This is a genomic window from Brevundimonas sp. MF30-B, from assembly GCF_004683885.1.
Lineage (GTDB): Bacteria > Pseudomonadota > Alphaproteobacteria > Caulobacterales > Caulobacteraceae > Brevundimonas.
This window is the reverse complement of the sequence record NZ_CP038440.1, coordinates 346457-366718: the sequence shown is the minus strand read 5'-3', so window position 1 is coordinate 366718 and position 20262 is coordinate 346457. Positions and strand designations below refer to the sequence as shown.

Sequence of the window (20262 nt, the reverse complement as noted above, 5' to 3'; positions counted from 1 at the left end):
AGCGCGAGGCGATTGCCCACGCGGGCGCGTAAGCGTAGGCACGCGCCCTGTTCATCAGCCTCATTGCGGAGCCGCCCGTGAGCCCGACCCTGCTGACCGCCTGGAAATCCGCCCAGGCTCGCCTGAAGGACGGCCGGATCGACAGCCCCTCGATCGACGCCCGACTGCTGCTTGAGGCGGCGACCGGTGCGACGCGCACCGACATCCTGACCGACCCCTATCGCGCGGTGACGCCGGACCAGCAAACCGCGCTGGACGGCTATGTCGAACGGCGGCTGAAGCGCGAGCCGGTGTCGCGCATCCTGGGCAAGAAGGGGTTCTGGAAGATCCATCTGAACGTCACGCCCGACGTCCTCAGCCCGCGGCCGGACACAGAGGCCTTGCTGGACGTGATCCTGCTGGCCTTCCCGCCGCACAAGGCGTTCGAGATGATCGACCTGGGCACCGGCTCGGGCGCCATCCTGCTGGCGACCCTGGCCGAGCGCATCGGCGCGCGGGGACTGGGCACCGACATCTCGCCCGAGGCCCTGGCCGTGGCGCGCGAGAACGCGGCCAACCTGGACCTGGACAGCCGCGCCACCTTCCTGCGCACCGAATGGGCGGCCGGCATTGCCGATCACAGCTTCGACCTGGTGGCGTCCAACCCGCCCTACATCCCGTCGGACGACATCGACGGCCTGGATCCCGAGGTGCGCGATCACGATCCGCGCCTGGCGCTGGACGGCGGGCCGGATGGGCTGCAGGCCTATCGCGACCTGGCGCCCGAGGTGAAGCGCATCCTGCGGCCGGGCGGCGTCTTCGCCGTGGAGATCGGCTGGGACCAGGGCAAGGCGGTCAAGGCGCTGTTCGAGGCCGAAGGGTTCGAGGATGTGAAGGTGGTCAAGGATCTGGCCGACCGCGACCGGGTGGTGACCAACGGCCCCGATCCCCGCGTCCACGCCCTGCCCGTCGCCGAGGGCGCGCAATAGGTTGAGAGCGCACCGGGGCGCTCTCCGATTTCGGTGCGGCGCTTAAAGGTCTTGGAGAAACCGGCGGGGCGCGCTAAGTCTCGCCTCGTCTCCCCCTCCAAACGCATCCGTCCGGGCCGGTTCGCCCGGTGGCGCGCGCGCGGAGATCGTGACGGCCGGGGCTCACAAGGTCCGGGCGCACCACGGCGGGGACACTGGTTTTCCGAACAGGTCGACAGCGGGGATAGGCCCCGAGCGAGCGGAATACGAACAGGGACCTGGCTGCCGATCCTCGGTGGCGCGTCCCCAACCACGGTCAGCGTTCGATGAGAGATTTCAAGGGCATGAAGCGTCAACGCGGACGCAACAGAAAGCCCGGCGGCGCCAATAACGCCAACAACGCCAATCCGAACCGGTCCTGGGACTCGCAAGGTCCCGAGAACATCAAGGTGCGGGGCAACGCCCAGACGGTGTACGAGCGCTACATGCAGCTGGCGCGCGACGCCTCGTCTGCCGGCGACCGCGTTCTGGCTGAGAACTACACCCAGCACGCCGAGCACTATTTCCGCGTCCTGCGCGCTCTGCAGCCGCAGCGGCCCGTCAGCGAGATCGCCCAGCGCGAGCTGGCCGGCCAGGGCTTCGACATCGACTTCGAAGACGAGTCCGGCGCCCAGGCGGCCGCCTTCATGGCCGCCCAGCAGGCCGAGCAGCAGAAGCAGGAAGACGAGGTCCGCCGCCAGGCCGAACGCGCCGAGCGCGAGGCCAACCGCGACAATAACCGCGATCGCGACCACAATCGCGACCGTGACAACAACCGTGAGCGCGACGCCAATCGCGAGCCTTCGCGCGATCGCGGCGAGGACGACCGCGAGCCGCGCGCCGAGGGCGAAGGCGGCCGGCGCGAAACGCGCCGCGAACGCTGGGAGCGTCGCCGCGAGGAACGCAATCGCCGCTTCGAACGCGACGGCGACGCCCCGACCGAGGGCCACGCCGACGCTCAGGGCAAATCCGGCGACGAGGCCCGAGCCGAGACCGTCGACGCTCCGCGCGAAGACGCTGGGGTCCAGGCCGAGGCCGCGCCGCAGGCCGAGGCGCGTCCCGAACGGGCGCCGCGCCGTCCGCGCACCCCGCGCGTGACCGAAGCGTCTACCGACGACGAGGGCCCCTCGGTCCTGCCGGGGTTCCTGACGCGTGGCGCGCCGCGTGCTGAGTCCATCGCGGAGACCGAAGCCGTGTCCGAGAAAGCCCCGCCGGCCCCGCGTCGACGCGCGCCGCGGAAAAAGGCCGAAGCCCCTGCCGACGAAGGCTGAAACGCCGGTTTTCGCAAAGCTTCATTAAGCATGGCCGCCCCAGAATGGCGCCATGGCGGAGAAGCCCCAGGACATCGAGCGCAAGAAGCTCACCCAAGCCGAGGTCGACGCGATATGCGCGCGGCATGATCGGCTGTGGCAGGCCCGCCCCGGAGGCGCGCGCGCGGTGTTCGCCTGGATGGACCTTTCAGGCCTGGACCTCCGCGGCTGCAACCTCGCCGACGCCGATTTCGCGGCGGCCTGTCTGATCGGATGTGATCTGACGGGGGCGCGGCTGGACAACGCCAACCTTTTCGGGGCCGACCTGCAGGACGCGATCCTGGTCGAGGCCAGTCTGCGCCGAGCCGATCTGCGTGGAGCGTGCCTGCGTGGCGCCGACCTGACCGGCGCAGACCTGTTCGAGGCGGACCTCAGAGAAGGCGCGCTGGCCGCTGCAGATGCGCGGCTGGGTTACCGCGTCGTCGAAGCTCAGAATCGGAACGTCGCCCAAGCCCAGGGAGCAACGCTGGTCGGCGCCAATCTGCAGCGGTCCAAGCTTGCGGGCATTCTGGCCCAGTCAGCCGACTTCTCCGACGCCATCATGAAGGACTGCAAGCTGGTTCGCGCCAATCTCAAGCAGGCCACCTTCCGCGGCGCGGACCTTGCTGGCGCGGACCTTTCGGGGGCGGACCTCTCGGGCGCCGATCTGCGCGACGCCATTCTGGTGGGGGTGAAGTCGGCGATGTGGCGCACCGACGGGGCCAAGATGGAGGGCGTGCTGACCGACGACCGCTCGTCGGGCGCGCCCGTGGCGGAAATGCCGGCCGCCGAGATGCTGCGCGACCATGCCCGGTGGTGCGAAACCGGGGGCGTCGAGGGCCAGCCGTCGGTGTTCGACCGGGTCGATCTGCGCGGCCTGGGCTCGATCGTGGGTTTTAACCTGACCGCCCTGTCGGCCAAGGAGGCGGTTTTCTACGGCCTGGACATGGAAGGGGTGCAGCTTCAGGGCGCGCATCTGGAGGGCGCCGATCTGCGCTCGACCCGAATGCAGGGCGCCGACCTGCGCGGCGCGCGGCTGAAGAACGCTCGCCTGTCGGGGGCTGACCTGCGCCAGGCGCAGCTGGGGCCGTTGCTGATAGGGCCCGAACGGCTGCTGGCGGCCGATCTGACAGGGGCCAGCCTGCGTGGCGCGGACCTGTCGGGCGCGGACCTGCACCGGGCCGACATGACCGGCGCGGACCTAAGCCGGGCGCATCTGCACGGCGCCAATATGAAGCAGACGGTGCTGGACGACGCGCGGCTGGACGGCGCGCGTGGCCTGGACAGCCTGCCCGCATGACCTTTGTCCGCCGTCGACTGACCCAGGGCGAACTGGACATGTTCGTCCAGGCCCACCTGCGCTTTTTGGAAGGTCGCTCGGGCGGGCGGCGCGCCAGCCTGAAGTTCCTGGATCTGAGCGACCTGAATCTGTCGGAAATCCTGTTGGACGACGCCGATCTGACGGGTTCGTCGCTGGAGAACGGCCGCCTGTCGGGCGCTCGGCTCGAGCGGGCCATCCTGTTCGGCTGCGATCTGCGCGGGGCGGACCTGACGGGCGCCAATCTGCGCCGTGCCGACATTCGCGGCGCCTGTCTGCGCGGCGCCAATCTGAGCCAGGCGGACCTCAGCCAGGCCGATTTCCGCGAGGGGGTGCTGGCCATTCCGCACGCCACCAAGGGGCTGTCTGCGGTCAAGAACGAGAAGATGCTGGGCATCGCTGACGGCGCCAGCTTCTCGGGCGCTCTTCTCGACGGCTCGCGCTTCGACGGGGTCAGCGCCTTCAAGGCGGACTTCACCGACTGCTCAATGCGCGGCGCCCGGCTGAACGGCGCCAATCTAAAGGATGCAGACCTATCGGGCGCCATGATGGACGGAGCCGATGTGGGCGGCGCCAATTTCGCCGGAGCGCGGTTGCGGGGGGCAGTGCTGACCGGCGTTGCGATGGAGGCTGCCCGTTTGGACAGGACCGACCTGTCCGGCGTGCTGCGCACCCCCGACGCGGCCATGAAGGCGCGGGCCGATGTCATGCTTGAGGCCCTGAAGGATGCGATGGCCTGGGCCGAGAGCGGGGGAGTGCTCGGTCGACCCGCAGTGCTGGACAGCGAGGATCTGAGACCGCTGGAAGGACAGCTGAGAGGGTTCAAACTGCCCGCCATCAGTGCGCGAGGGGCCTGTTTCGTTGGCATGGATCTGCGCGACACCGGCTTCCAGGGCGCGAATCTCGATGGCGCCGATCTGCGCTGCGCGGATCTGCGAGGGGCCGATCTGCGCGGGGCCCGATTGAACGGAGCGCTGTTGAGCAAGGCCGATCTGGCGGGGGCCAGCCTAGGCCCGCTGCCGCTGTCAAAGACCCGCTCGATGCCAGCGACCCTGGTCGAAGCGCGGCTCCGCTACGCCGTCATGCGGGGTTGCGACCTGACCGACGCGGTTCTGACCGGCGCCGACCTGGCGGGTGCGGACCTCACCCAGGCGAGTGTGACCGCCGCTCAGCTTGTCGATGCGCGGTTGGACCGCGCACGGGGCCTGCCGCCGGAAATCGCCGCAGCCTGATCTAGCGACAGACGCGCCCAGGCGTGTTAGCTCCGCACTGAGCATAACCCTCGAGCCCGTCTTGCCCCTGTTCCACGCCGGCCCCGCGCCGAAAGCCTCCGGTCCGCGACGGGGCGCCCTGAGAGACGGCCTGGGCCTGCAGCCCGGCATGCGGGTCGGCCTGTTCGGCGGCTCTTTCAATCCCGCGCATGACGGCCACCTGCACGTCGCTGAGACAGCTCTGGCGCGGCTGGGCCTGGATCGGGTGGTGTGGCTCGTATCGCCGCAGAACCCGCTGAAGAACGCCGCCGACAGCGCGCCTCTGGCCGATCGCATGGCGTCGGCGGCGGCTGTCGCCCACGGGCCGTCGATGATCGTGTCGGATTTCGAGACGCGGGCCGGTACTTCGTGGACCATCGACACGCTGCGCGTCCTGGTGGCGCGCCACCCCGACGTGAGTTTTGTCTGGCTGATGGGGTCGGACAATCTGGCCGGATTCCACCGCTGGCGGGGCTGGAGCGACATCATGCGGCTTATGCCTGTGGCGGTGATCGCGCGGCCCGGCAGCCTGCTGGACAGCCGCACCGCGCCGGGCGCCCAGCGTTTCGCCCGCTTCCGCGTGCCGGCCGCGCAGGCGCGTCTGCTGCCGCGCCTGGCGGCGCCGGCCTGGACCTATCTGACGGCCCCGCTGAACCACCGCTCCTCCACCGCCATCCGGGCCGCGCGAGACGCCCGGGACGCCGACGGGTGACCCGGCGCGCCATCCGTGCTAGGCTGCGCCTTTAGTTCATCGCCTCGGAGCCCTCCGCTGACACCCTCGCCCGCGCACGACGCGCAAGACACCGCCGTTTCGAACACGGCGAACGAGATGGACCCGATCGACCCTGTCCATCCCGAAGACGGCCTGGAAGACGGCGACTTCTCCGCAGCCCGCGATGCCAGCGATCCCCTGCCGGTCGGCGCCACGCCGCTGGAGCAGGCCCTGCTGTCCAAGCTGGACGACGACAAGGCCCAGGACATCGTTCTGATCGACCTGCGCGGCAAAAGCCCGATGTCGGACGCCATGATCGTGGCCTCTGGCCGGTCGCACCGCCACGTCGGCGCCATCGCCGATCACCTGCTGCGCCTGCTGAAGGACCACGGCCTGGGCAAGGCCAAGGTCGAGGGCCTGCCGCACTGCGACTGGGTGCTGATCGACGCCGGCGACGTGGTGATCCACCTGTTCCGGCCCGAAGTGCGGACGTTCTACAACATCGAGAAGATCTGGTCGGTCGACAGCGCCCACCGCGGCGCGGGCGCCAACGCCTGACGGAGGCCAAGCGGGTGGGTGGTTCCTCCCGCTGCGGCGCCCTCAAGCAGCCTTGCACCGTGTGCAAGGCGATAGGGCCTACATTATGAAGCTCTCGCTTATCGCCATCGGCAAGCCGGGTCGCGGGCCCGAGGCCGCGCTGGCCGACGACTATGCGCGGCGTGCGACCCTGGCCGGCCGGCCGCTGGGCCTGGGGCCGCTGGAACTGATCGACTTGGAGCCCAGGAAGCCCGGCAAGGCGCCTGAGGCCGAACTGATCCTGGGCGCGGCCGAGGGGGCGCATCTGATCGCCTGCGATGAGCGCGGCAAGGCCTGGTCCTCGCGCGCCTTCGCCGAACATCTGGCGCTGTTGAGAGATCGCGGCGAACGGCGGCTGGCCTTCGCCATCGGCGGGGCCGACGGGCTGGACGAGAGCGTGCGGGCGCGGGCCGGTTCGCTCCTGGCCTTCGGGCCGCAGACCTGGCCTCACGCCCTGGCGCGCGCGATGCTGGCCGAACAGCTCTATCGGGCGGTGACCATTCTGGCGGGATCGCCCTATCATCGCGACTAGATGAGACCGCTGATTCCCGCCCTTCTGATGCTGGCCGTCGCCGCGCCCGCCTCCGCGCGCCTGCCTCAGGCCGCGCAGGACCTGCGCCGGCTGGAGGCCGAGTATCGCGACGAGACCGTGCGGGCGCGCCGGCTGAGGGCCGACGCCCAGGCCGCGCAGCGCGAAACCGCCGAGCTGGAGCGCCGCCTGACGGCTCTGGAGCGGGAAGCCGCCCAGGAGGACATCCAGATCCGCTCGCAGCGCTTGAGGCTCGACGAGCTGTCTCAGCGCGAGGCGCAGCTGGTCACCCGGCTGGCGCGCGAGCGCAACGCGCAGGCGCGGCTGCTGTCGGCGCTTCAGCTGATGAGCCGCAAGCCCCCGCCGCCGCTGCTGATCCCGGCCGAGCGGGCCACCGACACGGTGCGGGCCGCCATCCTGATCCGCGCCATGGCCCCCGAGGTCGAGGCGCGCGCCGAGGCTCTGATGACCGAACAGGCCGAGCTGGGCCGCATCCGCCGGCTGGCGGTCATGTCGGCCGAGCGGTTGATCACCCGCGAGAGCGCCCAGGAGGACCGGCTGGCCGGGGTCGACCAACTGCGCGCCCGCCGCACCGCCCTGGCGGCGGTGCTGAAGGCCGAGGCGGAGCAGGCCGAACGCTCGGCGCGGGCGCTGGAGGCGCGCGTGCGCGAACTGGGGGGTGACGCCCGCGCGCCCGAGGCCGCGCCGCGCGAGACGGCCAGCCTGCCGGCGGGGCGGGCGCGGCTGACGGCGCCGGTCGCCGGCGCGCCGTCCGCGACCTGGGGCCGGGGCGAAGGGGCGCGGTCGGACGGCTGGCGGTGGCGGGCCGACGGGGCGCTGGCCAAGGCGCCGGCGGCGGGCCGCGTCGCCTACGCCGGGTCGCTGTCAGGTTGGGGCGAGGTGGTGATCCTGGACTTGGGGCCGGGCTGGCGCGCGGTCGTGGCGGGGCTGGACCGGCTGGATGTCTCGGCCGGCGACGCAGTCGCCGATGGTCAGGCGCTGGGCCGGTCGGCCGCGGACGGCGAGATCTATTTCGAACTGCGCCGCGACGACCGTCCGATCGATCCGGCGCCTTGGCTGCGTTGACGGTGGAAATCCCTTGCGTCCCCCGCTGACGCTGATTTTATCGACGAGACTCCCCGGCGCCGCCTTTTGGCCGCTACACCGGACTTACCTGACGCCCCGGTGTTGAGATGACGCCGATCGAAAGAGACCGAATGCGTAAACTGCTTCTTCTGGGCTGCGCCGCCGCGGTGCTTGGCGGGTCGGCCATGGCCGTATCCAGCCAGACCCCCCGCAACGAGACCTTCCGCCTGCTGGAGCTGTTCGGGGACGTCCTGGGGGTGGTCGAGCAGTATTATGTGGTGCCGGTCGACAACAAGAAGCTGATCGAGGCGGCCCTTCAGGGGATGATGACCTCGCTGGATCCGCACTCCAACTATCTGCCCGCCAGCGGCTTCGACGACCTGCGCGAGCGCACCGAGGGCCAGTATTCCGGCGTCGGCCTGACCATCACCGCCGAGGGCGGCCTGGTGAAGGTCATCTCGCCGATGGACAACAGCCCGGCCGGCCGCGCCAACGTCCAGGCGGGCGACGTCATCTCGGCCATCGACGGCCAGAACGCGGCCGGCATGACCGTCAGCCAGGTGTCCGAGAAGCTGCGCGGCGCCATGGGCACCAGCGTGACCGTGACCTTCCTGCGCGACGGCGAGGAGCCGCGCGAGGTGGTGCTGACCCGAGAGGTGATCCGCATTGAATCGGTCACCGGCCGCATCGAGGGCGACTTCGGCTATCTGCGCGTCTCGACCTTCAACGAGAACACCGGCCGCGAGCTGAACGAGACCATCGCGCGCCTGAAGACCGAGAAGCCGGGTCTGAGGGGCTATGTGCTGGATTTGCGCAACAACGGCGGCGGCCTGCTGACGGCGGCCATCGACGTGTCGGACGCCTTCCTGGAGCGTGGTGAGATCGTCAGCCAGCGCGGCCGTCGCCCCGACCAGATCGAACGCTACGCCGCCAAACCGGGCGACCTGGCCGACGGCCTGCCGGTCGTGGTGCTGATCAACTACGGCTCGGCCTCGGCGTCAGAGATCGTGGCCGGCGCCCTGAAGGATCAGGAACGGGCGACGGTCGTGGGCCTGACCAGCTTCGGCAAGGGGTCGGTGCAGACCGTCATCCCGATCCGCGGCGGCCAGGACGGCGCCCTGTCGATCACCACGGCGCGCTACTACACGCCGTCGGGCCGCTCGATCCAGAAGATCGGTATCGAGCCGGACCTGGAGGTGGCCCGCACCGAGGCCGAGGCGCGCATCGTCTCGCGCTCCAGCTTCATCTATTCCGAAGCCGCCTATTCCACCGCGCTGGACGCCTCGATCGGCGCCGAACGCCGGGGGGCGCACACCCCGCGTGAGGCGCCGGGCCCGGACTACGACAAGGACGCCGACTATCAGCTGCAGCGCGCCTTCGACGTGCTGCGCGCGGGCGGAAATCTGAGCCGTCTGGCGGCCGCGCCGGCGAACATCGTGGTCACCGAACCGACCGTGGAGGTGGCGGAGACGCCAGGCGTTTCGACCACGGCGCCCGACGCCGCTCGGCCGACCCGCGCGCCGGAGATCACGCCAGGCAACGAGCCGCGCCCGACGCCGCAGCCCTGATCCCTCTCCCGATGGGAGACGGGCGCAGACATCGTGGTGAATCCGCCGTTAGGGTTTCTTAACCGGCGGGCGTCAGGGTGGAGTGGACGCTGTTCGTCCGACCCGCCCGAGCCATGTTCGCCAAACGTCAGTCCGCCCTCGCCGCCGCCGCCGGATCGCCGCCCCCCAAGGCGTCGCTGAATCTCGCGCCGGTCGTCGCCATCCTGAAGAAGCCGCCGGTCGCCGTTGCGGCGGCGGGAGGACTGCTGCTGGCGGCGGGCGCCCTGTTCGTGGCGGTGCTGGGCGACCCGCGCGCGGGCGCCCCCAGCGCGCGGGGCGAGATCACGCGTGACGCCGTGTCCACCGCGCCGCCGTCGGGCTTCGAGGCCTTCTTCATCGAGGGCATGGATCCTTATCAGGCGCTGATCGCGACCGATCCCTTGTCGGCGGGCGTCGAGGGCGGGGAGGCGCTGATCACCCTGCCTGACGGCGCGGTGGTCTCTGGCGGCGTGCCGGTGGGCGCACCGCGCCGCGCTGCCGATCCTCTGGCGCCCGCGCCGATCGCCGGCCTCAGCCAGCCGGGGCCAGACGGTCCGCTGCCGGTCATCGCCACGGACGGCCGTGTGCCGGCTCAGGCGTATGCCCGTCCATTCCGCTCGAATGGCAAGCCGCGCGTGGCGCTGATCGTGGGCGGCCTGGGGCTGAACGCCGTCACCACCCGCGCCGCCATCGAACGCCTGCCGGCCGAGGTGACGCTGAGCTTCGTGCCCTATGCGGACAATCTGCAGAGCTGGATCGACCAGGCCCGCGCCCAGGGTCACGAGGTGCTGATCGAAATGCCGATGGAGCCCTCGGGCTATCCGGACAACGATCCTGGGCCCTACACCCTGCTGGCCTCGGGCGGAGCCGACGACGTGACGGCCAAGATGAACTGGCTGCTCGGCAGGGCCACAGGCTACTTCGGGGTGACCAACTATCTCGGCGACCGCTTCATGGCCTCGGACGCTGGCATGAACGCCTTTCTGAGCGTGCTGCGCCAGCGCGGCGTGGCCTTCCTGGACGACGGCTCGGCGGGCCGCCGGCCCGGCGCCTGGGCGCGCGCCAGCGCCGATCGCGTCATCGACCAAACCCAGAGCCCCGCCGCCATCATGGCCCAGTTGAATGCGATCGAGGCTCTCGCCAAGTCGCGCGGCTCCGCCATGGGCGCCGGCTTCAGCTATCCTGTGACCGTTGAGGCCGCCGCCCGGTGGGCCGAGGGCCTTGACGCGCGCGGCCTGCAGCTGGCCCCCGCTTCGGCGATGACCCAACGCCCTGGACGCTGACACGAGCGACGACGCGGGCTATCTGGCGTCGATGACCGATCTTAGCCTGCACCGCCCCAACGTCGGCGTCGTCCTGTTCAACCGCGACGGTCTGGCCTGGTACGGACACCGCATCCACACATCCGGCGCCCACGCCTGGCAGTTTCCGCAAGGCGGCGTGGACGAGGGCGAGGACCTGCAGGCCGCCGCCTTGCGCGAATTGGCCGAGGAGACGGGCGTCACCTCGGTCGAGGTCATGGGTCGAACCGACGAATGGATCGCGTACGACTTCCCGGCCGACTACGGCGGTTCAAAACAGGCGCGGGGCTGGAAGGGGCAGAAGCAGATGTGGTTCGCCTGCCGCTTCCTGGGCCAGGACGCCGAGGTCGATCTGACGGCGCATGGCGAGCCGGAGTTCGACGCCTGGCGCTGGGGGCGGCTGAGCGAAGCGTGCGACCTGATCGTGCCGTTCAAGCGCGAGGCCTACGCCCGCGTCATCGAGTCCTTCGCCCGCTTCGCCGGCTGATCACCAGCGGCGCGGCGCGGGCGCGGGTGGCGTCGGATCGAAGCGCGCGGGACCGGCGGCGCAGCCCCGGCGGTCGCCCGCATTGCACGCCCTGACCTGGGCTTCCCAGGCGGCGTACATCTCATCGTAGCGCGCCTGAGCGGCCTCGGAAGCGCGCAGGGTGGCCTCGTATTCGGCGCGGGCCGTGGCGGCGCGCACCTCCTCCTCTTCATGGCTGGCTAGGGCCTGGGCGTGCACCGCGGCCGCGGCGCGCTCCTGATCCTCGGCCGCCATGTTGCCGGCGGCGATCTCGGCATTGAGAATTCGGGTTCGCACCAGTTCGTCGGGATCTTGAGCGGAGTCCGGCGCACGGTGATAAGCCTCGCCCTGCGCGCGCAGTCGCGCCTGCGTTGCGGCGTCGCCCGTGGCCGCTTGGGCGGAGACCTGGGCCTGAGTTTGCTGCTGGGCGACGGCCGGCGCCGCCAGGCCGAGCGCCAAGGCGGAGAGGGCTGCGGCGGTGAGGACGAGGCGTGTCATGGAGCTTCCCTTGTGGTCTTCGTCATCCTGTCGAAAGCGGCAACGCTTGTCGCGGCGAAAGGTTGAGATTGCGCCGTCGTCCAAAGCGCGGCTTAGATGCCGGTCATGATGCTGAGCACGCCCTCGGGCGACTATCCCATTCCCGCGAGCGTGGCCGCGCGGCTGCCGTCCACTCCGCCCATGCCGGCGCCGGACGCCGGCGAACGTGACCCCGAGGTGATCGCCTTCCGAGACTGGATGGACGCTTCGCCCGAGAATGTCATCGCCTTCGAGCGCCTGCGCCGCTGGCATCGGGTTCAGGAGGAGCTGGCCGCTGAGGCCAAGGCTCAGAACCGGCCGTTCGTCGTCACCGAGGACGGCCTGGACTGAGGTCAGGCCGGCAGCGCAAGTTCGAAGACGGCGCCGCGCTCGCTGGTCTCGACCAGGCGCAGATCGCCGCCGTGAAGCGCGGCCAGCTCTCGAGATATGGTCAGGCCCAGGCCCGTGCCGCCCGAAGCCTTGCCGCTGACAAAGGGCTCGAAAAGGCGCTCGGCCAGGCGCGGCGGGATCCCAGGGCCGTTGTCGGTCAGGCGGATCAGGCAGCGTCCCTCGGCCTCGTGCGCCGACACTTCGATGACGCCCTCCTCGAGTCCCGCGGCTTCGATGGCCTGGCGGGCGTTGCGCATCAGATTGACCAAGATGCGATGCAGCTGATCTGCATCGGCCTCGACCATCAACCGGGCCGGCAGGCGGGTCTTGAGACGCACGCCCCGGGGGTCCAGCCCCGCGTCCTCGGCCGCGGCGCGCACGGCGGTCGTCAGGGCGAGGCGGACCTTCTGAGACGGCGGCTCCTCGCTCTTGCCGTAGTCCAACACGTTGCGCGCCAGGGTCGAGGCCCGCCCCAGGGCCCGCTCAAGCCGTGGCAGGGCCTTGGCCACATGGGGGTCGGCCGAGGCGGCGAGCCGTTCGGAGGCCATTTGGGCCGAGGTCAGCATGTTCCGGAGATCGTGATTGATCTTCGCCACCGCCTCGCCCAGCGCCACAAGGCGGGCGCGGGCGCGCAGGGACTGGCGCACCTCGTCCTGCATCCGCGCCAGTTCGCGTTCGACGCGGCCGATCTCGTCGCGGCGCGGGCTTGGCGCCTCGCCGGCGCTCTCTGGATCGGAGGCAAAGCGTTCGATGGCCTTGGTCACCCGCCTCAGCGGCTGGACCACAAGGTAGGCCAGGGCCGCATAGAGCAGTCCGCCGGCCAGGGTCGAAATCAACAGCGCGGTCAGAAGCGTGTTCAGCAGGAAGCCGCGTAGTTCAATCTTCAGCGGCTGCGCCGGCGCCAGGATCTCGATCAGATCGCCCGAGCGATAGCGCGGCGCCGCCTGAACGCGCAGCGAGCGGTCCGGGTGGCCGAACAGGGTGCGCCAGGGGTCCATCAGCCGCTGGCCGAAGTTCCGCTCGCGTAGGTCGATAAGCTCGGGCGCCCGGGGCAGGTTGGGCGCCTGCAGCAGCAGCCGGCGCACACCCTGCTCGCCGACCACCACCGACTGCACTCCGCCGATGCGTAACAGTTCGGCGGCCGTCTCGTCCTCGACGGCGGAATAGGGCAGGGCTTCGACACCCACCGACGCCAGTTCGGCCGACTGCAGCCGATCCTGCAGCCAGCGTTCGTGGAAGGCGGCGGCGCTGGGCAGGACGATGGCGGACAGCACGGCCAGGGTGAACAGGGCGGTCAGGATCAGGAGCCGCGGCGTGAGACCTTCGGGCGCGGCGAGGCGCAGCCGGCGCAGCGCGGAGAGGACGTCCAGCCGGCTCATGCCGCCGCCGCCCGGCGTCGCGTGCGCCAGATCTGAACGCCCTTGATAAGCGCGGGAAGCAGCAGCGACAGAAAGGCCACCCCCATCAGCGGCCAGAAGAACTGTCCGACCAGCATGCGCAGATCAGGACGCACGCCGGCGCGAAGAAGATCTCCCAGGCCCGAGCCGATCCAGGTGTAGATGAAGGTCGACGGGAGCAGTCCCAGAAAGGTCGCGGCGATGTAGGGCCGCAGCGGCGCCGCCACCATGCCGGCGCAGGCGTTGATCAGCACGAAGGGCACGCTGGGGATAAGCCGAAGCGTCAGCAGGGTCAGGAAGGCGTTGCGGTCGATTCCCTTGGCTATCCGGTCCATCAGGCCGGCGTCCGCCTCGAACTTGGCCCTCAGCCAGCGGCCGATTGCGGTGCGGTACACCAGATAGATCACGATCGAGCCGATGGTGGCGCCCGTGGCCTGGGCCAAGGCGCCGACGTAGGGCCCGAACATCATCCCGCCCAACAGGGTCAGGAAGACCGGTCCCGGAATGGTCGAGGCCGTCGCCAACGCATAGACGGCGACGAAGGCGATCAGGGCGATCAGATAATGGTCGCGCGCATAGGCCTGGAGCGCCAGACCGTGCTCGCGCAGCATCTCCATGGACAGGTAGCGGTTCCACCCCATGGCGAAGATCAGCGCCACCAGAGCCGCGACGGCGGCCAGCGGCAGAAGGCGGATCGCCCAGTCCTTCGCCCTTCGCTGCTGCATCCGCTCGTTTTCCCTGATCAGCTCGGCGTTGACACCGCGCCAGTCCCCGCTTATACGCCCGCCCTTCCTGCGGTGGACGTCTTCCTGCCCGCCGCCTCACACCAGTTATGTTTGGAGCCGACCGTGAAGCGGACCTATCAGCCGTCGCGACTCGTGCGCAAGCGCCGTCACGGCTTCCGTTCGCGGATGGCCACCAAGAACGGCCAGAAGATCGTCGCCCGCCGCCGCGCCAAGGGCCGCAAGCGCCTGACGGCCTGACGGCGCGCGCCGTTGTCCGGCGCATGACCGACGCCTTTGAACTTCATCGACTGAAGCGGCGGCCCCAGTTCCTGGCGGCCGCCAAAGGTCGTTCCGAGGCCCGCGGCGGCGTGGTCATCCAGATGCTGGACCGCGGCGACGGATCAGACGCCGTCGGACTGGGCTTCACCGCTACGCGCAAGATCGGCGGCGCGGTGGTCCGCAACCGCGCCAAGCGCCGGCTGAGAGAGGCCGCGCGTCTGCTGGCGCCCGCCCACGCCCTGGCCGGACGCGACTATGTCTTCATCGCCCGAATGGGCACGGCTGACCGTCCCTGGGACCGTTTGCTTGACGATGTGAAATGGGTGCTTACAAGGCTGGCGACCCCGCGCGCGGCCCCCGCGCCCGCCGCCCCCTCAGGCCGACCGGCCGACCCTTCCGCCGTTGTGCAGGACAGCCCGCCCCGATGAAGAACGAGAACTCGCGCAACACGCTGATCTTCATCGTGTGTTCGGCGGTCATCATGTTGGCCTACTACGCCTTTGTGATGCAGCCGCAGGCCGAGCGCCGCCAGGCCGCCCAGCGCGCCGCAGCCGAGCAGCAGAGCCAACCGGCCGCCGACGCCTCCAACACGGCGCTGCGGCCCGAAACCGGCGTCTTCGTCACTGATCGCTCGGCTGCGCTCGGCTCGGCGGCGCGCGTGGCGATCGAAACGCCGACCCTGCGCGGTTCGCTGTCGCTGCAGGGCGGCCGCATCGACGACCTGTTCCTGACCCGCTACCGCGAGACGCTGGACGCCGACTCGCCGCCGGTGGAGCTGTTCCGCCCGCAGGGCATGCAGCACGCCTATTTCGCCCAGTTCGGCTGGACCGGCCCCAACGTGCCGGGCGGCGTGCCCGGGCCCAACACCCTTTGGCGCCTGACAAACGGGCAGACGCTCACGCCGACGACGCCGGTGACCCTGATCTGGGACAACGGCCAGGGCCTGCGCTTCACCCGCGTCATCTCCATCGACGACCAGTATCTGTTCACCGTCTCCGACACGGTCGCCAATCTGGGGACCCAGCCCATCACCATCGCGCCCTACGGCTCGGTGCAGCGTCAGGGCGTGCCCGACGACCTGGGTCGGCAGATGATCCTGCATGAGGGCGCGATCGGCACCTTCGGCCGCGAGGGCTCCTATTCCACCGAGCAGATCAAGTACAAGGACTGGGAAAAGCGCCCCCGGGTCGAGCAGACCTCGACCGGCGGCTGGATGGGCATCACCGACAAATACTGGCTGGCCGCCCTGATCCCCCCGCAGACCGAACAGGTCCAGGGCGAGTTCCGCGTGCGTGCGGCGGGCGAAACCAATGTCCACGAAGCCAATCTGCTGGGCCAGTCGCGCACCATTCAGCCGGGCCGCCAGGTCACCGAGACCCAGCGCCTGTTCGCCGGGGTCAAGCGCAACGAGATCCTGAAGTCCTACGAGGAGCAACTGGACCTGCCGCGCTTCGTCTACGCCATTGACTGGGGGATGTTCTGGTTCCTGACCCGGCCGCTGTTCATGGTCGTGGAGTTCTTCTTCAACCTGATGGGCAACTTCGGCCTGGCCATCCTGGGCCTGACCGTCGTGGTCAAGCTGATCATGTTCCCGCTGGCCAACAAGGCCTACGAAAGCCTGTCCAAGATGCGGACCCTCCAGCCCAAGATGGAGGAGATCAAGAAGAAGCACGAAGGCGACACGCAGAAGCAGCAGCAGGAAATCATGGCGCTGTACCAGCGCGAGAAGATCAATCCGCTGGCGGGCTGCGTGCCCATCCTGATCCAGATTCCGGTCTTCTACGCCCTGTACAAGGTGCTGTTCGTCACCATCGAGATGCGCCACGCGCCGTTCTTCGGATGGATACGCGACCTGTCGGCGCGCGACCCGTCGTCGATCTTCACCGGGTTCGGCCTGTTCCCCTGGGACGTGGCGTCGGTTCCCCTGATCGGCGGCCTGCTGAACGGGCCGCTGCACCTGGGCATCCTGCCGATCTTCTACGGCCTGACGATGTGGCTGCAGATGGCGATGAACCCGCCTGCGCCCGACCCGGTTCAACGCAAGATCTTCGCCTTCATGCCGCTGGTCTTCACCTTCATCATGGCGCCGTTCGCGGCCGGGCTGCTGATCTACTGGGCGTGGAACAACATCCTGTCGATCCTACAGCAGTACATCATCATGCACCGCTTCAAGGCCGAGAACCCGATCGACACCTTCCTGGCCCGCTTCAAGAAGGCCTGAGGCCGACTGCACCACCCGTGAATGACCGGGCTCCATCGTGGGGGCCCGGCGTCGCCGGGAGACGGATATGAGCGATTTCACCGACGAAGAACTCGAGGGCGCGCGCGTGCTGTTCGCGCGGCCGGCGACCTTCGTCATGGGCTGCGCCAAGATCGAGCAACTGCCCGAGCCCGACCTGCCCGAGGTCGCCTTCGCCGGGCGCTCCAACGTCGGCAAGTCCAGCCTGATCAACGCTCTGGTCGGCATGAACAAGCTGGCGCGGGCGTCCAACGAGCCTGGCCGCACGCGCGAGGTCAACTTCTTCGACCTGGACGGCAAGATGCGGCTGGTCGATCTGCCAGGCTATGGCTGGGCCAAGGCGTCAAAGGGCGAGGTGAAGCGGTTCCAGAACCTGGGGCGCGACTATCTGCGCGGCCGGGTGACGCTGAAGCGGGTCTATCTGCTGATCGACAGCCGCCACGGGCTGAAGGCGGTGGACACCGAGGCGCTGGACGCGCTGGACCTGTCGGCCGTCAGCTATCAGATCGTGCTTACCAAGGCCGACAAGCTGAAGGCCAGCGAGGTCGAGCGCGTAGCTGAGGCGACGCTCAAGGCCATTTCGAAGCGGCCCGCCGCCTATCCGGAAGTCGCGGTGACCTCGTCGGACAAGGGCACGGGCATTCCCGAACTGCGCGCCATGGTCATGCGCGCCACCGAGACCTCGCCTTCCGGAGGCTGAGGACTGGACCGGGCGCTATAGCCGCGGGCGCGATTTCAGCTCGTCGCGGATTTCGGTCAGGAGACTTTCGGTGGCCGTCGGGGCGGCAGGCGCGGGATCCGGCTGGGCCGCCTGGTCTCGACGCAGCTTGTTTATCACCTTGACCAGCATGAAGACCACGAAGGCCACGATCAGGAACTGGATCAGGGTGTTGATGAAGGCGCCGTACTGGATGGCGACCTTCTCGATCTCTTCGGTCGCCGGATTCTCGGGGACGAGCACCCACTCCAGGTTGGAGAAGTCGATGCCGCCGGTGGCCAGGCCGATCGGCGGCATGATCACCTGATTGACCAGGCTCTGGACTATGCCGTTGAAGGCGGCGCCGATGATGATGCCGACCGCCAGGTCGATGACGTTGCCCTTGACCGCGAACTCGCGGAATTCCTTGAGCAGGCTCATTCGCGGCTCCTTCAGGCGTCGCCCGAGGCGTTGAGCCGTTCACGCAGCTCTTTGCCGCTCTTGAAGAAGGGCACCGACTTGGCCGGGACATCGACAGTCTCGCCCGTGCGCGGGTTTCGCCCCGAGCGCGCTGGCCGCGACCGCACCGAGAAGGCGCCGAAGCCCCGAAGTTCGACCCGACCGCCATTCGACAGCGCATCAGTCATTCGGCCGAGCACGATGTTCACCACCCGCTCGACCTCCGAGTGGGTCAGATGGGTGTTCTCCGCCGCCAGCTTGTCGATCAGTTCCGACTTGATCATCGAATAGGCCCCCGCCCTGCCGCGCCCGTCGCCGGGCTGTCTGGGGTCACGGCCTCAATGACCGCCGCCGCACACTAACCACAGCTTTCCGCAGGAAAAAGACCTGCATGGCCAATTGGGGCGGAATATCGTCGTTAAGGGCTTTCTTTCCCGCCTCTGGCGACCCAGGCGGGGTCGCTTCGCCTCGTGGGCGAGCCGGCATGGAAAAGGGCGGCCGGATCGCTCCGGCCGCCCCATCCTCAAACCCTGTCGCAGAACGCAGGGCGCTCCGCAACTTGAGGCCTACTCCTTGTTGGCGTTCTTGAGCGCGGCGCCCAGAATGTCGCCCAGCGAGGCGCCGGAATCCGACGAACCGAACTGTTCGATGGCTTCCTGCTCGTCCTTCATCTCGAGAGCCTTGATCGACACCGAGACGCGGCGCGAAGCCTTGTCCACAGCGGTGATCATGGCGTCGACGCGGTCGCCGACGGCGAAACGTTCCGGACGTTGCTCGTTGCGATCGCGCGACAGGTCCGACTTGCGCACGAAGGCCGTGACCGGCGCGTCGTCTTCACCGAACTTGACCTCGATGCCGCCGGTTTCGATCGACGAGACGGTGACGGTGATCTGCTGGCCGCGCTTGTAGGTGTCGCCCTCGCCGATCGGATCGCCGCCCAGCTGCTTGATGCCCAGCGAGACGCGTTCCTTCTCGACGTCGACGTCCAGCACCTTGGCCTTGACCATTTCGCCCTTGCGGTAGCGCTGGATGGCTTCCTCACCCGACACCGACCAGTCGAGGTCGGACAGGTGCACCATGCCGTCGATGTCGTTGTCCAGGCCGATGAACAGGCCGAACTCGGTGGCGTTCTTGACCTCGCCCTCGACGGTCGAACCGACGGGGTGGGTTTCCAGGAAGGCGTCCCAGGGATTGGCCTGGGCCTGCTTCAGGCCCAGCGAGATGCGGCGCTTGGAGCTGTCGACGTCCAGCACGATGACGTCCACTTCCTGCGAGGTGGAGACGATCTTGCCGGGGTGGACGTTCTTCTTGGTCCAAGACATTTCCGAGACGTGCACCAGGCCCTCGACACCGGCCTCCAGCTCCACGAAGGCGCCGTAGTCGGTGATGTTGGTGATGCGGCCCGTGTACTTGGCGCCGACCGGGTACTTGGCTTCCACGCCGTCCCAGGGGTCCGACTGGAGCTGCTTCATGCCCAGCGAGATGCGTTGGGTGTCCGGGTTGATCTTGACGATCTGGACCTTGACGGTGTCGCCCACGGCCAGGACCTGGCTCGGGTGCGAGACGCGCTTCCAGCTCATGTCGGTGACGTGCAGCAAGCCGTCGATGCCGCCCAGGTCGACGAACGCGCCGTAGTCGGTGATGTTCTTGACCACGCCTTCGCGGACTTCGCCCTCGGCCAACTGGCCGACCAGCTCGGTGCGCTGTTCGGCGCGGGCTTCTTCCAGGATGGCGCGGCGCGAGACGACGATGTTGCCGCGCGGACGGTCCATTTTCAGGATGGCGAAGGGCTGTTCCTTGCCCATCAGCGGGCCGACGTCGCGCACCGGGCGGATGTCGACCTGGCTGCCGGGCAGGAAGGCCGAGGCGCCGCCCAGGTCGACGGTGAAGCCGCCCTTGACGCGGCCGACGATGGCGCCGTTGACCGGGTGACCTTCGGCGAACACGCCTTCCAGACGGGTCCAGGCTTCCTCGCGGCGAGCCTTGTCGCGGCTGATGACGGCTTCGCCCAGGGCGTTCTCGACGCGCTCCAGATAGACTTCGACGTTATCGCCCACCTTGGGGATGACGGCGCCTTCGCCCTGCCCGAACTCGCGCGCGGCGATGCGGCCTTCGGTCTTCAGACCGACGTCGACGATGATGATGTCTTTTTCGATGCCGACCACGCGGCCGTGCACGACCTGGCCTTCGCCGAGGTCGCGGCCTTGCAGTTGTTCGTCGAGCAGCGCGGCGAAATCGTCGCGGGTGGGGTTCAGGGTATCGGTCATGAAGCTCTGGGGTTGGAGGAAAGGGCTATGGCGCGCGACCGAACGGCCCCGCGCGAAGTGGTTGTCAGAAGAAAAGGCAGGTCGTCAGGATGCGGGGCCGAAGCTCGACCCGATCGCCCGCGGAAGCCGAGGGTGGGAGCGTTGGATTTGCGAAA

General features: G+C 69.1%; 22 protein-coding genes. 16 read left to right on the top strand and 6 right to left on the bottom strand.

Translation table 11 applies throughout. The annotated features are described in order from the left end of the window. Positions 1 to 77: 77 nt before the first annotated feature. The 11 genes from prmC (at position 78) to E4M01_RS01815 (ending at position 11120) form a co-directional block, all read left to right on the top strand. A complete protein-coding gene (prmC, locus tag E4M01_RS01865) occupies positions 78 to 968 on the top strand; it encodes a peptide chain release factor N(5)-glutamine methyltransferase (RefSeq protein WP_135066590.1) in 891 nt (296 codons plus the stop codon). Positions 969 to 1291: 323 nt separating this feature from the next. Beyond that, positions 1292 to 2257, top strand: a complete 966-nt coding sequence (locus E4M01_RS01860) for a DUF4167 domain-containing protein (protein WP_245158332.1) — start codon at positions 1292 to 1294, stop codon at positions 2255 to 2257. A gap of 52 nt (positions 2258 to 2309) precedes the next feature. Beyond that, a complete protein-coding gene (locus E4M01_RS01855) occupies positions 2310 to 3575 on the top strand; it encodes a pentapeptide repeat-containing protein (RefSeq protein WP_135066584.1) in 1266 nt (421 codons plus the stop codon). Continuing rightward, complete coding sequence (locus E4M01_RS01850) at positions 3572 to 4825, top strand: pentapeptide repeat-containing protein (RefSeq protein WP_135066581.1); 1254 nt, start codon at positions 3572 to 3574, stop codon at positions 4823 to 4825. The genes E4M01_RS01855 and E4M01_RS01850 overlap by 4 nt, the downstream gene beginning before the upstream one ends. A gap of 67 nt (positions 4826 to 4892) precedes the next feature. Next, complete coding sequence (locus E4M01_RS01845) at positions 4893 to 5555, top strand: nicotinate-nucleotide adenylyltransferase (protein ID WP_209316090.1); 663 nt, start codon at positions 4893 to 4895, stop codon at positions 5553 to 5555. 117 nt (positions 5556 to 5672) lie between these two features. Then, on the top strand, positions 5673 to 6113 hold the full coding sequence (gene rsfS / locus E4M01_RS01840; protein ID WP_135066576.1) for a ribosome silencing factor: 441 nt from the start codon (positions 5673 to 5675) through the stop codon (positions 6111 to 6113). Positions 6114 to 6198: 85 nt separating this feature from the next. Continuing rightward, on the top strand, positions 6199 to 6663 hold the full coding sequence (gene rlmH / locus E4M01_RS01835; RefSeq protein WP_135066574.1) for a 23S rRNA (pseudouridine(1915)-N(3))-methyltransferase RlmH: 465 nt from the start codon (positions 6199 to 6201) through the stop codon (positions 6661 to 6663). Then, positions 6664 to 7746, top strand: a complete 1083-nt coding sequence (locus E4M01_RS01830; protein ID WP_135066572.1) for a murein hydrolase activator EnvC — start codon at positions 6664 to 6666, stop codon at positions 7744 to 7746. It begins immediately after the preceding gene. 131 nt (positions 7747 to 7877) lie between these two features. Continuing rightward, positions 7878 to 9314 carry a S41 family peptidase gene (locus tag E4M01_RS01825; RefSeq protein ID WP_135066570.1) on the top strand — a complete coding sequence of 479 codons (1437 nt, stop codon included), beginning with the start codon at positions 7878 to 7880 and terminating at the stop codon, positions 9312 to 9314. Between the two features lie 113 nt (positions 9315 to 9427). Continuing rightward, positions 9428 to 10615, top strand: coding sequence for a divergent polysaccharide deacetylase family protein (locus E4M01_RS01820; RefSeq protein ID WP_135066567.1), 1188 nt, complete (start codon positions 9428 to 9430; stop codon positions 10613 to 10615). Between the two features lie 31 nt (positions 10616 to 10646). Then, the gene (locus E4M01_RS01815; RefSeq protein WP_135066564.1) at positions 10647 to 11120 is read left to right on the top strand and encodes an RNA pyrophosphohydrolase; all 474 of its coding nucleotides are present in this window, start codon (positions 10647 to 10649) and stop codon (positions 11118 to 11120) included. Here E4M01_RS01815 and E4M01_RS01810 read toward each other — a convergent pair whose 3' ends face one another. Continuing rightward, positions 11121 to 11636, bottom strand: coding sequence for a cell wall hydrolase (locus E4M01_RS01810; protein WP_135066561.1), 516 nt, complete (start codon positions 11634 to 11636; stop codon positions 11121 to 11123). A 105-nt stretch (positions 11637 to 11741) separates the two neighbouring features. On the opposite strand from E4M01_RS01810, the gene E4M01_RS01805 reads away from it, so the two are divergent. Continuing rightward, a complete protein-coding gene (locus E4M01_RS01805; RefSeq protein WP_135066667.1) occupies positions 11742 to 12005 on the top strand; it encodes a hypothetical protein in 264 nt (87 codons plus the stop codon). Positions 12006 to 12007: 2 nt separating this feature from the next. On the opposite strand, the gene E4M01_RS01800 is transcribed toward E4M01_RS01805, so the two are convergent. Both E4M01_RS01800 and E4M01_RS01795 read right to left on the bottom strand, forming a co-directional pair. After that, complete coding sequence (locus tag E4M01_RS01800; protein WP_135066558.1) at positions 12008 to 13423, bottom strand: sensor histidine kinase; 1416 nt, start codon at positions 13421 to 13423, stop codon at positions 12008 to 12010. Then, positions 13420 to 14166, bottom strand: a complete 747-nt coding sequence (locus tag E4M01_RS01795; RefSeq protein ID WP_135066555.1) for a TVP38/TMEM64 family protein — start codon at positions 14164 to 14166, stop codon at positions 13420 to 13422. The genes E4M01_RS01800 and E4M01_RS01795 overlap by 4 nt, the downstream gene beginning before the upstream one ends. 123 nt (positions 14167 to 14289) lie before the next feature. On the opposite strand from E4M01_RS01795, the gene rpmH reads away from it, so the two are divergent. The 4 genes from rpmH to yihA all read left to right on the top strand — a co-directional run bounded on the left by rpmH (position 14290) and on the right by yihA (position 17384). Beyond that, positions 14290 to 14424 (top strand): 50S ribosomal protein L34, encoded by a 135-nt coding sequence (gene rpmH / locus E4M01_RS01790; protein ID WP_003164000.1) that lies wholly within the window; start codon positions 14290 to 14292, stop codon positions 14422 to 14424. Positions 14425 to 14447: 23 nt separating this feature from the next. Continuing rightward, complete coding sequence (rnpA, locus tag E4M01_RS01785; RefSeq protein ID WP_135066552.1) at positions 14448 to 14873, top strand: ribonuclease P protein component; 426 nt, start codon at positions 14448 to 14450, stop codon at positions 14871 to 14873. Beyond that, positions 14870 to 16666 carry a membrane protein insertase YidC gene (gene yidC, locus E4M01_RS01780; RefSeq protein WP_135066549.1) on the top strand — a complete coding sequence of 599 codons (1797 nt, stop codon included), beginning with the start codon at positions 14870 to 14872 and terminating at the stop codon, positions 16664 to 16666. The genes rnpA and yidC overlap by 4 nt, the downstream gene beginning before the upstream one ends. A 67-nt stretch (positions 16667 to 16733) precedes the next feature. Beyond that, positions 16734 to 17384 (top strand): ribosome biogenesis GTP-binding protein YihA/YsxC, encoded by a 651-nt coding sequence (gene yihA, locus E4M01_RS01775; protein ID WP_135066546.1) that lies wholly within the window; start codon positions 16734 to 16736, stop codon positions 17382 to 17384. Positions 17385 to 17399: 15 nt separating this feature from the next. Here the strand turns inward: yihA and mscL are convergent, their stop codons facing one another. The 3 genes from mscL to rpsA all read right to left on the bottom strand — a co-directional run bounded on the left by mscL (position 17400) and on the right by rpsA (position 20107). Further along, positions 17400 to 17822, bottom strand: a complete 423-nt coding sequence (mscL, locus tag E4M01_RS01770) for a large-conductance mechanosensitive channel protein MscL (RefSeq protein WP_135066543.1) — start codon at positions 17820 to 17822, stop codon at positions 17400 to 17402. 11 nt (positions 17823 to 17833) lie between these two features. Further along, positions 17834 to 18124, bottom strand: a complete 291-nt coding sequence (locus E4M01_RS01765; RefSeq protein ID WP_135066540.1) for an integration host factor subunit beta — start codon at positions 18122 to 18124, stop codon at positions 17834 to 17836. A gap of 282 nt (positions 18125 to 18406) precedes the next feature. Further along, positions 18407 to 20107, bottom strand: coding sequence for a 30S ribosomal protein S1 (gene rpsA, locus E4M01_RS01760; protein ID WP_135066537.1), 1701 nt, complete (start codon positions 20105 to 20107; stop codon positions 18407 to 18409). Between the last annotated feature and the right edge of the window lie 155 nt (positions 20108 to 20262).

Bases quoted from the DNA above. Each gene is read 5' to 3' on its own strand.
- E4M01_RS01860 (WP_245158332.1), top strand. From the start codon at position 1,292: ATGAAGCGTCAACGCGGACGCAACAGAAAGCCCGGCGGCGCCAATAAC.
- E4M01_RS01855 (WP_135066584.1), top strand. From the start codon at position 2,310: ATGGCGGAGAAGCCCCAGGACATCGAGCGCAAGAAGCTCACCCAAGCC.
- E4M01_RS01850 (WP_135066581.1), top strand. From the start codon at position 3,572: ATGACCTTTGTCCGCCGTCGACTGACCCAGGGCGAACTGGACATGTTC.
- rsfS (WP_135066576.1), top strand. From the start codon at position 5,673: ATGGACCCGATCGACCCTGTCCATCCCGAAGACGGCCTGGAAGACGGC.
- rlmH (WP_135066574.1), top strand. From the start codon at position 6,199: ATGAAGCTCTCGCTTATCGCCATCGGCAAGCCGGGTCGCGGGCCCGAG.
- E4M01_RS01830 (WP_135066572.1), top strand. From the start codon at position 6,664: ATGAGACCGCTGATTCCCGCCCTTCTGATGCTGGCCGTCGCCGCGCCC.
- E4M01_RS01825 (WP_135066570.1), top strand. From the start codon at position 7,878: ATGCGTAAACTGCTTCTTCTGGGCTGCGCCGCCGCGGTGCTTGGCGGG.
- E4M01_RS01820 (WP_135066567.1), top strand. From the start codon at position 9,428: ATGTTCGCCAAACGTCAGTCCGCCCTCGCCGCCGCCGCCGGATCGCCG.
- E4M01_RS01815 (WP_135066564.1), top strand. From the start codon at position 10,647: ATGACCGATCTTAGCCTGCACCGCCCCAACGTCGGCGTCGTCCTGTTC.
- E4M01_RS01810 (WP_135066561.1), bottom strand. From the start codon at position 11,636: ATGACACGCCTCGTCCTCACCGCCGCAGCCCTCTCCGCCTTGGCGCTC.
- E4M01_RS01805 (WP_135066667.1), top strand. From the start codon at position 11,742: ATGATGCTGAGCACGCCCTCGGGCGACTATCCCATTCCCGCGAGCGTG.
- E4M01_RS01800 (WP_135066558.1), bottom strand. From the start codon at position 13,423: ATGAGCCGGCTGGACGTCCTCTCCGCGCTGCGCCGGCTGCGCCTCGCC.
- E4M01_RS01795 (WP_135066555.1), bottom strand. From the start codon at position 14,166: ATGCAGCAGCGAAGGGCGAAGGACTGGGCGATCCGCCTTCTGCCGCTG.
- rnpA (WP_135066552.1), top strand. From the start codon at position 14,448: ATGACCGACGCCTTTGAACTTCATCGACTGAAGCGGCGGCCCCAGTTC.
- yidC (WP_135066549.1), top strand. From the start codon at position 14,870: ATGAAGAACGAGAACTCGCGCAACACGCTGATCTTCATCGTGTGTTCG.
- yihA (WP_135066546.1), top strand. From the start codon at position 16,734: ATGAGCGATTTCACCGACGAAGAACTCGAGGGCGCGCGCGTGCTGTTC.
- mscL (WP_135066543.1), bottom strand. From the start codon at position 17,822: ATGAGCCTGCTCAAGGAATTCCGCGAGTTCGCGGTCAAGGGCAACGTC.
- E4M01_RS01765 (WP_135066540.1), bottom strand. From the start codon at position 18,124: ATGATCAAGTCGGAACTGATCGACAAGCTGGCGGCGGAGAACACCCAT.
- rpsA (WP_135066537.1), bottom strand. From the start codon at position 20,107: ATGACCGATACCCTGAACCCCACCCGCGACGATTTCGCCGCGCTGCTC.